This is a genomic window from Paracoccus sp. PAMC 22219, from assembly GCF_000787695.1.
GTDB lineage: Bacteria > Pseudomonadota > Alphaproteobacteria > Rhodobacterales > Rhodobacteraceae > Paracoccus.
The window spans coordinates 63,850-77,136 of sequence record NZ_BBPH01000021.1 but is presented as its reverse complement, the minus strand read 5'-3'; the positions used below and the strand labels follow the sequence as shown (position 1 = coordinate 77,136).

Sequence of the window (13,287 nt, the reverse complement as noted above, 5' to 3'; positions counted from 1 at the left end):
AAGCCGCTGCGCCTGACGGCGATCGACGACGGGCCGCACGATTCGTCGCCCGACGCGATTCATCTCTGACTGGGTCCGGGACGGCCGATTTCCGCCAACGGACCATCATGGCGGTGCTGACCCGCCATGGCGCCCCGGTCGAGCGTCTGCGCTTTGCGTCGGCAGCGCCGCGGCACGCCCGTCGGCCCAGGCCGCGGCCCCCGCAGGCCAGCCGGCCGAGGCGCCGACCACCCGCGCGCCGCGTGCCGATCTGGGCGCGCCGCTGGACAACCGCTTCACCTTCGGGAACTTCATCGTCGGCAAGCCGAACGAGTTGGCCCATGCCGCCGCCCGCCGCGTGGCCGAGGGTGGTCCCGTGGGCTTCAACCCGCTGTTCCTCTATGGCGGCGTGGGTCTGGGCAAGACGCACCTGATGCACGCGATCGCGCATGACTATCAGGCGCGGCACCCGTCGGCGCAGGTGCTGTACCTGTCGGCGGAACAGTTCATGTACCGTTTCGTGCAGGCGCTGCGCGAAAGCTCGATCATGGATTTCAAAAGCATGTTCCGGAACGTGAACATGCTGATGGTCGACGACGTGCAGTTCATCGCCGGCAAGGACAGCACCCAGGAAGAATTCTTCCACACGTTCAACGCGCTGGTCGATCAGGGCAAGCAGATCGTCATTTCCGCCGACCGCGCCCCCGCCGAGATCAAGGGCCTTGAGGAACGCATCAAGTCGCGCCTGTCCTGCGGCCTGATCGTCGACCTGCACCCGACCACCTATGAGCTGCGCCTTGGCATTCTGCAGTCCAAGACCCAAGGCTTCCGCGCCCAGCAGCCCGACCTTGAGATCGGCGCCGGGGTGCTGGAGTTCCTGGCGCATCGCATCACCACCAACGTCCGCGTGCTGGAAGGCGCGCTGCAGCGCCTGTTCGCGCATGCCAGCCTGCTGCGCCGCGAGATCACGCTGGAGGTGGCCCAGGAATGCCTGGCCGACATCCTGCGCACCAACGACCGCAAGATCAACATCGACGACATCCAGCGCAAGGTCGCCGAACATTACAACATTCGCCTGGCCGACATGATGGGCCCGAAACGCGCCCGCAACGTCGCCCGGCCCCGCCAGATCGCCATGTATCTGTCGAAACAGCTGACCAGCCGGTCCCTGCCCGAGATCGGCCGCCGCTTTGGCGGGCGCGACCACACCACGATCATGCACGGTGTGCGCAAGATCGAGGAGCTGTTGGTCGAGGACAGCGCCATGGTCGAGGATATCGCCGTGCTGAAGCGGATGCTGGAAGCCTGATCACGAAAATCTTGTGAGTGCCCGCGCAGGCGGGTACACATCAGGTCCGGCAAGGGCCGCAGAGCCATGGGACAGGGGAAACTGATGAAATTCTCGATCGAGCGCGCCGTTCTGGTCAAGGCCGTGTCGCAGGCCCAGTCGGTCGTGGAACGCCGCAACACCATCCCGATTCTGGCCAACGTGCTGATCGAGGCCACCCCCGAGGGCGTCAGCTTTCGCGCCACCGACCTGGACACCGAGGTCGTGGACCGTGCAATCGCGCAGGTCGAACGCCCCGGATCGACCACCGTCAGCGCGGTGATGCTGAACGAGATCGCGCGCAAGCTGCCCGACGGCGCCCTGGTCCAGCTGGCCAGCGACGACGCTTCGGGGCGGCTGTCGGTCCAGGCCGGGCGGTCGTCCTTCAGCCTGGCGACCCTGCCGCGGGCCGATTTCCCGGTGATGGCCACCAGCGAATACAGTGCGAACTTCAAGGCGCCCGCATCCGTGCTGCGCCGGCTGTTCGACAAGTCGAAATTCGCGATCTCGACCGAGGAGACGCGGTATTATCTGAACGGCGTCTACATGCATGTGGCGCAATCCGAAGACGGTCCCGTCCTGCGCTGCGTGGCGACCGACGGTCACCGCCTGGCCCGCATCGACGCGCCCCTGCCGGTCCATGCCGACGCGATGCCCGGCGTGATCGTGCCCCGCAAGACCGTCGGAGAGCTGCGCAAGCTGCTGGACGACGACGAGGCCGAGATCGCCGTGTCGGTCAGCGAGACCAAGGTCCGCTTTGCCACACCGACGATCACGCTGACCTCCAAGGTGATCGACGGAACGTTCCCGGATTACAGTCGCGTCATCCCGCAGGGGAACACCCGCAAGCTGGAGGTGGACGCAGCCGATTTCGCCCGCGCCGTCGACCGCGTCGCCACCGTCAGCAGCGAACGCAGCCGCGCGGTCAAGCTGTCGCTGGACGCGGACCGTCTGGTCCTGTCGGTCAACGCCCCCGATGCCGGCGCCGCCGAGGAGGAGCTGATCGTCGCCTATGCCGACGAGCCGCTGGAGATCGGCTTCAACGCCAAGTACCTTCAGGAGATCGCGGGCCAGGTCGACCGCGACAACGCGGTGTTCCTGTTCAACGGCTCGGGCGACGCCGCCCTGATCCGCGAGGGCAGCGATCTCAGCGCGGTCTATGTCGTCATGCCGATGCGCGTGTGACACTGACGGCGCTGCGGCTGTCCCAGTTCCGGTCCTGGCCGCGGCTGGACCTGTCGCTGGACGCCCGCCCCCTGGCGATTTACGGGCCCAACGGGTCCGGCAAGACGAACATCCTGGAAGCCCTGTCCATGCTGGCCCCCGGCCGCGGCCTGCGCGCGGTGGCCGCCCCCGATCAGGCGCGGATGGGCCCCGATGCGGGCTGGCGCATCCGCGCCACGCTTGGTGATCACGCGATAGAGACCGCGGCGCCCCCCGGCCAGCCCCGCCACGTCATCCTGGACGACAAGCCCGTGACCCAGACAACGCTGGCACGGCTGGTGCGGGTCATCTGGCTGGTGCCCGCCATGGACCGGCTGTGGTCGGACGCGCCCGAAGGGCGGCGGCGGTTCCTGGACCGGGTGACCCTGTCGCTGATGCCCGATCATGCGGATCTGGCGCTGGCCTATGAAAAGGCGATGCGCGAACGCAACCGACTGCTGCGCGATCAGATCGGTGACCCCGGCTGGTACCGCGCACTGGAATCGCAGATGGCGCAGGCCGGTGCGGGTCTGACCCGCAACCGCCAGGCGGCGCTGTCCGCGATCATGGCCGCGCAGGACGGCGGCACGGATTTTCCTGCCGCGCGCCTGACCCTGCTGCCGCAGGACGGGTTCGCCGACGACGCGGATGCGGACGCCATCGCCGCGCGCCTGGCCGCGATGCGGCACCGGGACATGGCCGCGGGGCGGACGCTGACCGGCGCCCATCGTGCCGATCTGGGCGCCAGCTGGGGCCCGCAGGACATGCCCGCCGCGCAATCCTCCACCGGAGAGCAGAAAGCGCTGCTCCTGTCGCTGATCCTGGCCAATGCGCGGGCGCTGTCGGACCAGCCAGTCCTGCTGCTGCTGGACGAGGTCGCGGCCCATCTGGACGCCGACCGGCGCGCGGCGCTGTACGACCGCATCACCGACCTGCCCGCCCAGACCCTGCTGACCGGCACCGGGCCGGAACTGTTCGACGCCTTTGGCCCGCGCGCGCGCAGCCTGGCGGTGACCAAGACCGACGGCGAATCCACCGCCAGCGAGGCCGCATGACCCTGACCGCGCAGGCAATCTGGCTGTATGCGGGCGCACTGGCGGCGATCTGGCTGACGCCCGGCCCGGTCTGGGTGGCGATCATGGCGCGAGGGCTGTCCTCGGGCTGGGCCGGGGTCTGGCCGCTGGCGCTTGGAGTGGCGATCGGGGACATGATCTGGCCGCTGATCGCGATCTTTGGCCTGACGCTACTGGTGGGCGACCAGGCGGCGCTGCTGTCGGTCCTGCGCTGGATCGCGGTCGCGGTGTTCCTGGGCATGGGGCTCGCGCTGCTGCGCCATGCCGGGCAGGCCGTGGACAGCGACAGCCGCCTGACCCGGCGCGGCGGTTGGGCGGGCTTCAGCGCGGGCCTGCTGGCCATCGCGGGCAACCCCAAGGCGGCGCTGTTCTATGTCGGCGTGCTGCCCGGTTTCTTCGACGTGGCGCGGCTGAACTGGCGCGATGTCGCGGTCATCGTGGGGATGTCGGGGGCCATTCCGTTCCTGCTGAACCTGGGCATGGGCGCCACGCTGGCCGCGCTGCGTGCCCGTCTGGCGACGCCCGCGGGGCTGCGTCGGATGAACCTGGCATCGGGCTGGCTGCTGATTTTCGTGGGGCTGGTGCTGGCCGCGGGACAGATCTGGGCTAGCCGGGCATAAAACCCGCCGACGGGGCCGAAAAACCCAGCCAAAGCCGTGACTTTGCCCCTGCGAAAGCCTATATCAAGGCATGACGAACAGAAAGCCCGACGCATGACCGACACCGCTGCCCAACCCGCTTTGTACGACGCCGATTCCATCAAGGTTCTCAAGGGTTTGGACGCCGTTCGCAAGCGTCCCGGCATGTATATCGGGGATACCGACGACGGCTCGGGCCTGCACCACATGGTCTATGAGGTCGTGGACAACGGCATCGACGAGGTTCTGGCCGGTCATGCCGACTTCGTGTCGGTCAAGATCCATGCCGACAGCAGCGTCAGCGTGCGCGACAACGGCCGCGGCATCCCGGTCGACATGCATGCCGGCGAAGGCGTCAGCGCGGCCGAGGTCATCATGACCCAGCTGCATGCGGGCGGCAAATTCGACCAGAACAGCTACAAGGTGTCGGGCGGCCTGCACGGCGTGGGCGTGTCGGTCGTGAACGCCCTGTCCGATTGGCTGGAGCTGCGCATCTGGCGCAACGACAAGGAACATTACGTCCGCTTTGAACGCGGCGACACGGTCAAGTCGCTGGTCGTCGTGGGCGATGCGCCCGGCGAAAGCGGGACCGAGGTGCGGTTCCTGGCCTCCGCCAAGACGACCCATCCCGAAGGGACGTTCAGCAATCTGGACTATGTCTTCAAGACGCTGGAGAACCGCCTGCGCGAGCTGGCATTCCTGAACAGCGGCGTGCGCATCATCCTGGAGGACGAGCGCCACGCCGAGGTCCAGAAGACCGAGCTGTTCTACGAGGGCGGCGTCAAGGAATTCGTGAAATATCTGGACCGGTCCAAGACCGCCGTCATGCCCGAGCCGATCTTCATCACCGGAGAGAAGAACGGCATCGGCGTCGAGGTCGCGATGTGGTGGAACGACAGCTATCACGAGACCGTCCTGCCCTTCACCAACAACATCCCGCAGCGCGACGGCGGCACGCACATGGCCGGTTTCCGCGGCGCGCTGACCCGCGTGATCGGCAAATACGCGCAGGACAGCGGCATCGCGAAGAAGGAAAAGGTCGATTTCACCGGCGATGACGCGCGCGAGGGCCTGACCTGCGTGCTGTCCGTCAAGGTGCCCGATCCGAAATTCTCCAGCCAGACCAAGGACAAGCTGGTGTCGTCCGAGGTCCGCCCGGCGGTCGAGGGGCTGGTCGGCGAAAAGCTGGCCGAGTGGTTCGAGGAGAACCCGACCGAGGCCCGGCAGATCGTCGGCAAGATCATCGAGGCGGCGCTGGCCCGCGAGGCCGCGCGCAAGGCGCGCGAGCTGACGCGGCGCAAGACCGCGATGGACGTGGCGTCCCTGCCCGGCAAACTGGCCGATTGCCAGGAAAAGGACCCGGCACTCAGCGAGCTGTTCATCGTCGAGGGCGACTCGGCCGGCGGGTCGGCGAAACAGGGTCGGTCGCGCCAGAACCAGGCCGTCCTGCCGCTGCGCGGCAAGATCCTGAACGTGGAACGCGCGCGGTTCGACCGGATGCTGGGCAGCGACCAGATCGGCACGCTGATCACCGCGCTTGGCACCGGGATCGGGCGCGACGAGTTCAGCCTGAAGAAGCTGCGCTACCACAAGATCGTCATCATGACCGACGCCGATGTCGACGGCGCGCATATCCGCACGCTGCTGCTGACGTTCTTTTTCCGCCAGATGCCGGACCTGATCGAGGGCGGGCACCTGTATATCGCGCAGCCACCGCTGTACAAGGTCGCCGCGGCCGGTCCGAGGTCTATCTGAAGAACGAGGCCGCGCTGGAGGAATACCTGATCCAGCAGGGGGTCGAGGGCGCGTCCCTGCGCCTCGCCTCGGGCGAGGAGATCACGGGTATGGATCTGGCCCGCGTGGTCGAGGAGGCGCGCGTGGCACGCCGCATCCTGCGCGCCTATCCGACGCATTACCCGCCCCACATCACCGAACAGGCGGCAATCGCCGGGGCGCTGGTGCCCGGTCGCATCGACCAGGACGCCCAGGGCGTGGCGACCGACATCGCCGCCCGCCTGGACCAGATCGCCGAGGAATACGAGCGCGGCTGGCAAGGTCGTCCGACCCAGGACGCCGGCATCCGCCTGTCGCGCACCCTGCGCGGGGTCGAGGAGAACCGCACCCTCGACGGCCAGATGCTGCGCAGCGGTGAAAGCCGCAGGCTGGGAGAGATGACCCGGTCCCTGCAGGACATCTATGCCAAGCCCGCGCGTCTGATCCGCAAGGACCGCGACCAGCCGATCCACGGCCCGTTGGGCCTGCTGCAGGCGGTGTTCTTGGAAGGCGAAAAGGGCCTGTCGCTGCAGCGCTACAAGGGTCTGGGGGAAATGAACCCCGAACAGCTGTGGGAAACCACGCTGGACCCCGTTGCGCGCACCATGCTTCAGGTCCGTATCGAGGACGTGGCCGAGGCCGAGGACCTGTTCACCAAGCTGATGGGCGATGTGGTCGAACCGCGCCGCGAGTTCATCCAGCAGAACGCCCTGAACGTCGAGAACCTGGATACCTGACCGATTGATGTTGCCCAAAGGCCACTGTCCTTGCCCGTCACAGCGTGCAAGGACAGTGGCCAATGCGCGTTTTAATTGATTTAGGGGCGATTCTCTGCGCTGAATTGACGGGACATCATTTGCAAATCGGGCGTGGCCCCTGTGCGTGCCCCAGCTTTTCAGGAGTCTCCCTCATGCGCCTCTCCTCTTTCGTGTCCGTGTCTGCCCTGGTCCTGGGATCGGGCGCCGCCTTTGCCGGGGGCGTCGTGGCCCCCGTCGTGGATGTGGCACCGGTCGTGGTGACGCCCGTTGCGCCGATCGCCTCTGCTTGGGGTGGCGCCTATGCGGGCGGCTCGCTTGGCTACATCTTCGACACCGAGGATCAGGTGGGCTTCTCCGAGGTCATCGACGGCGAGGACTTCGGTCTGATCGGCGGGCTGGGCGATGTCGGGATTTCCGGTGCGACCGCCGGTCTGCAGCTGGGCTATCGCTGGCAGCGCGGCAACTGGGTCTTCGGCCCCGAGTTGGGCGTCGAGTTCGGTTCGGTCGACGAGACGGTCAGCTTTGGCGATGATCTGACCGGCACCACGGGCAGCGTCGAAAGCGAGATGAAGACCATCGCGACGCTGGTCATGAAGACCGGCTATGCGGTCAACCCGCAGACACTGGTCTATGGCACCTTCGGCGTCGCGCGCGGCGATTTCGACTATACGCTGCGCATCGACGATGAATCGCAGACCCGCGGCTTCAACGCTACCGGCACCGCTGCCGGGTTGGGCGTGGAGCGTATGATCAACGCCCGCACCTCGGTCTTTGCCGAATACCAGTATCGCGATTTCGGCAACGAGCGGGTGGAATTCACCGACGGCATCGACACCGTGTCGACCCGCGCCAGCATGACCATGAGCAGCGTCAAGATCGGCGCGAACTTCCGCTTCTGATCCGACCGTCACGACACGATCGGGCCGGCCGCCATGCGCGCCGGCCCTTTTTCATGCGCGGCGGCGCATCCCCACCGGAACCGGCAGGGCGCGGGCCCCGCAGGCGATGGCCAGGCCCTGCGGCACCAGCACGGCCAGCGCGCGGTCGGTGACCTCCAGCCCGCCGGTATAGGCGCCGAATGCGGGCAGGATCAGGTGATCGCGCCCGGCCAGGAAACACCGCCGCCGCTGGCCCGCCAGCCGGATGCAGGGGTGGTAATGGCCCGACACGTCCGGCCCCTGCCCCGCCTCGTGGCGCAGGGTCAGGCCGTCGCGCAGTTCGGCCGCGGTGTCGCCAGGCAGGCGCTGGCAGATGGCCCCCGGATCGTGATTGCCGCTGACCCAGATCCAGCGCCGGCCCTGCGCCATGGCGCGCAAGCGGTCGCAGACATCGTCGGGCAGCGCGCGCCCCGCCGCGTCGTCGTCGAACCCGTCGCCCAGGCTGACCACCACGGCCGGGTCCGTTGCCGCGATCTCCGCCTGCAGGCGGTCCAGCGTCTCCAGCGTCTCGTAGGGGGGCAGCAGCGCACCGCCGCGCCGGGCCATGCGTTCGGATTTTCCCAAATGCAGGTCGGCCACGATCAGCCAGCGCCGCTCCGGCCAGAACAGTGCGCCGCTGGCCCGCGCCTGCAGCGTCTGGCCGTCAAAGTCGAAAGGGTGGAACGTCACGAAAGCCCTGCCTCTGCCATCATTGCCGCCGCCTCGGCCTCGGCCATGCGCTCGCGTCCCTGGCCGGCGATGGGCACGCGGCCCAGTTCCAGCATCAGCGGCGCGGCCAGGGGGGACACCCGCTGCAACATGCGGTGGTCCAGGCGGTCGGTGCGGTCCAGCATCTCCTCGATCCGGCCGAAATCCACAAGCCCCCGGCTGGCCTCGGCCGCGGTGATGCGCAGCATCAGGTGGTCGGGGTCATACTTGCGCAGCGTGTCGTACAGGATGTCGCTGGAAAACGTCGCCTGCCGCCCGGATTTGCGCGCCCCGGGCAGGTTGCGCTGGATCAGACCGGCGATGGTGGCCACGTTGCGAAAGCTGCGCTTCATCACGGCGTTGCTGGCCAGCCAGTCTCCCAGACCCTCGCGCAGGCCGTCGCGGTCCAGCAACGGCGCGGGGTCGGTCACCGGGTCAAGCGACCAGATCAGCAGGGCGTAATCGGTGGCCAGGAACCCCAGGGGGGCCAGCCCCGCCTCCTCCATCAGCCGCGTCATCAGAAGGCCCAAGGTCTGCAGCGCATTGCGCCCGGCAAAGCCGTAGACCGCCAGATGCCAGCGACCCTGATGGGGAAACGCCTCGGTCAGCAGGGTGCCGGGACGCGGCAGGGTGCTGACCTGCGCCTGCAGCGCCAGCCAGTCGCGCGTGTCGGGCGGCAGCCCCGCATGCGCCGCTGGATTGCCGATCAGCGCCAGCACCCGGTGCGACAGCTGCGTCGATGTCGCCAGCTTCATCCCGGAGAATGTCGCAATGCGGGGTTCCTTGGAGGGCTGTTTCGTAACCTCGACCACCATTTCGCGCAGGGTGTCATAGCGGACCGTCTGTCCGCCGATCAGGAAGGTGTCGCCCGGCGCAAGGGTCGCGGCAAAGCCTTCCTCGACCTCGCCCAAGGGCGCACCGCCCCGGCCGCGATAGCGAACCTTGAGCATCTCGGCCTCGACGATCGTGCCGATGTTCATGCGCAGGTTGCGCGCTGCGCGCGGGTCGCGCAGGCGCCACAGCCCATCGCGTTCCATCAGCCGTTGCCAGCGGTCATAGGCCCGCAGCGCATAGCCCCCCGTCGCCGCGAACGCGACGCAATCATCGAAATCGGCGCGGGCAAGGTCGCGATAAGGGCCCGCCGTGCGCACCTCGGCGAACAGCGCATCGGCATCGAACGGCCCCGCGCAGGCGGTCAGCAGGATATGCTGGCACAGCACGTCCAGCGGCCCCGGCCCCCGGTCGTCGCCATCCAGATCGCGTTCGCGCACTGCCTGCAAGGCGGCGACGCATTCGATCACCTCGAACCGGTTCGCCGGAACGATCCGCGCCCGCGACGGCGCGTTATAGCGGTGGTTCGCCCGGCCGATCCGCTGAACCAGCCGCTTGACGTTGCGCGGCGCGCCGACCTGGATCACCAGGTCCACCGCGCCCCAGTCGATGCCCAGATCCAGGGACCCGGTCGCCACCACGGCGCGCAGTTCGCCTGCGGCCATCGCCCCTTCGGTCCGAGCACGGGCCTCTCGCGACAGACTGCCGTGGTGCAGGCCGATGGGCAAGTTCGCGTCATTCGCGGCCCACAGCGCCTGAAAGAACAGCTCGGCCTGGGCGCGGGTGTTGATGAAGATGATCGTGGTCGTGGCTTGGGCCACGGCCTCCAGCACGTCGGGGACAGCGTAATGCCCGCCCGCGCCTGCCCAGGGCGGGGCCTTGGCGGTGGCCAGCATGGCGATGTCGGGATCGGGGCCGGGATCGGCATGAATGACCGTGGCCCCACCCATGAAACGGGCCAGCCGCGACGGGTCCTCGACCGTGGCGGAGAGGCCCGTGACCTGCAGGTCGGGCGCCAGTGCGCGCAGCCGCGACAAGGCCAGCATCAGCTGGTCGCCGCGCTTGTTCTCGGCCAGCGCGTGCAGCTCGTCCAGCACCACCCGGCGCAGACCCCCAAAGATCGCGGGCGCCTGTTCATAGGACAGCATCAGCGCCAGCGATTCCGGCGTGGTCAGCAGGATGTCGGGCGGGTCCATGCGCTGGCGGGCGCGCTGGCTGGCGCGGGTGTCGCCGGTGCGATCCTCGATGCGGATGTCCAGGCCCAGATCGGCCACCGGGCGCGACAGGTTGCGCGCGATATCCGCCGTCAGCGCCTTGAGCGGCGAGACGTACAGCGTGTGCATCCCCTTGTGCGGCGTGGTCAAGTCGACCAGCGAGGGCAGGAACCCGGCCAGCGTCTTGCCGCCCCCGGTCGGCGCGATCAGCAGGCTGTCGGTCCGCGCCTCCAGCAGCGCCAGCTGATGCGGATGCGGCTGCCAGCCCTGTCGGGTGAACCAATCCTGGAACGCGGGGGGCAGCGTCACGGGATCATGTCCTTCAGCGTCTCCAGCCGGTCGGCCTCGGCCGCCGGCTTGTCCCATCGGATGCGGCTGATGCGGGGAAAGCGCATGGCCACCCCGGATTTGTGGCGCGGAGAGGCGTTCAGCCCCTCGAACGCGACCTCCAGCACCAGCTTGGGTGCGACGGACCGCACGGGGCCAAAACGTTCGGTGGTGTTGTTCCTGACAAACCGGTCCAGCTCGCGCAGCTCTTCGTCGGTGAAGCCGAAATAGGCCTTGCCCACGGGCACCAGAACATCCCCATCCCACAGGCCAAAGGTGAAATCGCTGTAGAACCCAGACCGCTTGCCATGCCCGCGCTGCGCGTAGAGCATCACCGCGTCCACCACCATCGGATCGCGCTTCCACTTGAACCACGGCCCGCGGGGGCGACCGCCGACATAGGCGCTGTCGCGGCGCTTGATCATCACGCCTTCGATCACGATGCTGGGCGGGTCGGCGCGCAGGGCGGCCAGGTCGTCCCAGGTTTGGAACGGCAGCAGCGGCGACAGGTCGATCCGGTCGCTGCCGAAATCGGCGGTCTCCAGGATGCTGCGCCGCTCCTGATGCGGCAGGTCGCGCAGGTCGCGCCCCTGCCAGATCATCGCGTCATAGACCCTGAGGCCCGCCGGATGGCTGTCCAGCATCGCGCGCCCCACAACCTTGCGGCCCAACCGCTTCTGCAGATCGCCAAAGGGCGCCACGTCGGCGCCGCGCCGGACCAGCAGTTCGCCGTCCACCGCGCCGTCGAAATTCAGCGCCTCCAGCAGGTCGGGAAAGGCTGCGCCCACATCCTCTCCGGTCCGCGAATACAGACGCCGGGTGCCGCCGTCGTTGATGGCCTGCACGCGGATGCCGTCCCATTTCCATTCCGCGATGTAATCTGCGGGATCAAAGGCCCGCAGCTGGTCCAGATCGACCGGCGTGGACAGCATCACCGGGCGAAAGGGTGCCAGCGCCGCGTGTTCGGGGCGCGTGCCCCCCGCGATCCAGTCGAACAGCGGATGATAGGGGGGCGTCAGGCCGTGCCAGATCTCCTCGATGTCCTTGACCTCGGGGGTGCCCATCTCGGCCAGGGCGATACGGGCCATGCGCGCAGACAGGCCCACGCGCATGTTGCCGGTCGCCAGCTTCAGGAACGCCAGCCGCTGCGACGGGCCAAGCCGATCCAGCATCGCGGTGATCGCCGCAGGCAGGCCCGCGCGCCCGGTCCCCGACAAAAGGTCCACCGCGTCGCGCAGCGGGACGTCCTGATCCTGATCGGTGTCCCACAGCAAGGCGATGGTTTCCGCCAGATCGCCCACGAAATCATAGGACATCGCGAACAGCTGTTCGTCCACCCGCCCCGCCATCAACCCGCGCAACAGGCCCGGCGTGACCGCCCGCAGCTTCAGGTCGCCGGTCAGTGCGGCCAGCGCATAGCCGCGGTCGGGGTCGGGCGTGGCCTCCAGGTAGTGGCGCAGCAGGCGCAGTTTCGCGTTGCGCGCGGCGGTGAAGGCCAGCCGTTCCAGCAGATGGGCAAAGGCCTTCATTCCGGCTCGTCCTCGTATCCGATCAGGCGCAGGGGGCGGGACGCGATGCCCTGCATCTCGCACCAGCGCATCAACCCGTCCTCGGTCCCGTGGGTGATCCAGACCTCTTGCGGGGCCAGCTCGGTGATGGTCTGGGTGACCTGCGGCCAGTCGACATGGTCGCTGATGACCAATGGCAGTTCCACCCCCCGCTGGCGCGCCCGCGCCCGGACGGTCATCCAGCCCGAGGCGAAGCCGATCACCGGGTCACGGAACCGCTGGACCCAGGCGCTGGCAAAAGCCGATGGCGGCGCGATGACCAGTTGCGCGTCGACCTGCCTGGCGGTGGCGGGGACCAGCGGGCCAAGGTCGATCCCTTGTTCCACGTGAAAATCGCACAGGCGTTGCAGCGCGCCGTGAATGGCGATGGGGCCGTCGATGCCCGCCTGACGCGCCAGCGCGATCACCCGCTGTGCCTTGCCCAAGGCATAGGCGCCAATCAGGTGCTGTCGTTCGGGAAACTCGGCCATGCTGGCGATCAGCTTGGTCATTTCGGTCAGCGGGTCGGGGTGGCGAAAGACCGGCAGGCCGAAGGTCGCCTCGGTCACGAAGATGTCGCAGGGGACGGGTTCATAGGGCGCGCAGACCGGGTTCGGCGCGCGGCAATAATCGCCGGACACAACGATCTTGGGGCCGCGGTCGGGCATCACCGCGATCTGGGCAGAGCCCAGGATATGGCCTGCGGGGTGAAAGCTGACCTGCACGTCGCCGATGCGGGCCACGCCCTCGGCCGCCTGTCGCGTGCCCGTGAAATCCTCTCCATAGCGGATCGCCATGATGTCCAGCGTCTGCTGCGTGGCCATGACCGCGCCATGACCGGACCGGGCGTGGTCGCCATGGCCGTGGGTGATCATCGCGCGGGGCACCGGACGGACCGGGTCGATGTAGAAATCGCCGGGGGGGCAGTACAGCCCGGCCTCGGTCGGGTGCAGGATCTGGTCGGGACGCATGGCACCATCATGACAAGGGTT

At 68.1% G+C, this 13,287-nt stretch carries 8 protein-coding genes and 2 pseudogenes; 6 read left to right on the top strand and 4 right to left on the bottom strand.

Translation table 11 applies throughout. The features are described 5' to 3' along the window. The 6 genes and pseudogenes from dnaA to TY51_RS03745 form a co-directional block, all read left to right on the top strand. Nucleotides 1–1,288, top strand: a pseudogene (dnaA, locus tag TY51_RS03770) (chromosomal replication initiator protein DnaA); the annotation flags it as partial. Nucleotides 1,289–1,372: 84 nt separating this feature from the next. Further along, on the top strand, nt 1,373–2,491 hold the full coding sequence (gene dnaN / locus TY51_RS03765; protein WP_042246033.1) for a DNA polymerase III subunit beta: 1,119 nt from the start codon (nt 1,373–1,375) through the stop codon (nt 2,489–2,491). Next, the gene (recF, locus tag TY51_RS03760) at nt 2,488–3,564 is read left to right on the top strand and encodes a DNA replication/repair protein RecF (RefSeq protein ID WP_042246032.1); all 1,077 of its coding nucleotides are present in this window, start codon (nt 2,488–2,490) and stop codon (nt 3,562–3,564) included. Before dnaN ends, recF begins: the two co-directional genes overlap by 4 nt. Beyond that, nucleotides 3,561–4,202: a LysE family translocator gene (locus TY51_RS03755; RefSeq protein ID WP_042246031.1), complete on the top strand. Its 642-nt coding sequence runs from the start codon at nt 3,561–3,563 to the stop codon at nt 4,200–4,202. The genes recF and TY51_RS03755 overlap by 4 nt, the downstream gene beginning before the upstream one ends. Nucleotides 4,203–4,295: 93 nt before the next feature. After that, nucleotides 4,296–6,730: pseudogene (gene gyrB, locus TY51_RS03750) on the top strand (DNA topoisomerase (ATP-hydrolyzing) subunit B). 173 nt (nt 6,731–6,903) lie between these two features. Further along, on the top strand, nt 6,904–7,650 hold the full coding sequence (locus tag TY51_RS03745) for an outer membrane protein (RefSeq protein ID WP_042246030.1): 747 nt from the start codon (nt 6,904–6,906) through the stop codon (nt 7,648–7,650). Nucleotides 7,651–7,701: 51 nt separating this feature from the next. On the opposite strand, the gene pdeM is transcribed toward TY51_RS03745, so the two are convergent. The 4 genes from pdeM to TY51_RS03725 are packed head-to-tail and all read right to left on the bottom strand — an operon-like array spanning nt 7,702 to nt 13,266. Next, nucleotides 7,702–8,358 carry a ligase-associated DNA damage response endonuclease PdeM gene (pdeM, locus tag TY51_RS03740; RefSeq protein WP_042246029.1) on the bottom strand — a complete coding sequence of 219 codons (657 nt, stop codon included), beginning with the start codon at nt 8,356–8,358 and terminating at the stop codon, nt 7,702–7,704. Continuing rightward, on the bottom strand, nt 8,355–10,730 hold the full coding sequence (locus tag TY51_RS03735; protein ID WP_042246028.1) for a ligase-associated DNA damage response DEXH box helicase: 2,376 nt from the start codon (nt 10,728–10,730) through the stop codon (nt 8,355–8,357). Before TY51_RS03735 ends, pdeM begins: the two co-directional genes overlap by 4 nt. Then, complete coding sequence (locus TY51_RS03730) at nt 10,727–12,277, bottom strand: cisplatin damage response ATP-dependent DNA ligase (protein ID WP_042246027.1); 1,551 nt, start codon at nt 12,275–12,277, stop codon at nt 10,727–10,729. Before TY51_RS03730 ends, TY51_RS03735 begins: the two co-directional genes overlap by 4 nt. Next, complete coding sequence (locus TY51_RS03725; RefSeq protein WP_042246026.1) at nt 12,274–13,266, bottom strand: ligase-associated DNA damage response exonuclease; 993 nt, start codon at nt 13,264–13,266, stop codon at nt 12,274–12,276. The genes TY51_RS03730 and TY51_RS03725 overlap by 4 nt, the downstream gene beginning before the upstream one ends. Between the last annotated feature and the right edge of the window lie 21 nt (nt 13,267–13,287).

Excerpts from the sequence above, each read along its gene's own strand:
- dnaN (WP_042246033.1), top strand. The coding sequence starts at position 1,373 with ATGAAATTCTCGATCGAGCGCGCCGTTCTGGTCAAGGCCGTGTCGCAG.
- TY51_RS03755 (WP_042246031.1), top strand. The coding sequence starts at position 3,561 with ATGACCCTGACCGCGCAGGCAATCTGGCTGTATGCGGGCGCACTGGCG.
- TY51_RS03745 (WP_042246030.1), top strand. The coding sequence starts at position 6,904 with ATGCGCCTCTCCTCTTTCGTGTCCGTGTCTGCCCTGGTCCTGGGATCG.
- TY51_RS03730 (WP_042246027.1), bottom strand. The coding sequence starts at position 12,277 with ATGAAGGCCTTTGCCCATCTGCTGGAACGGCTGGCCTTCACCGCCGCG.
- TY51_RS03725 (WP_042246026.1), bottom strand. The coding sequence starts at position 13,266 with ATGCGTCCCGACCAGATCCTGCACCCGACCGAGGCCGGGCTGTACTGC.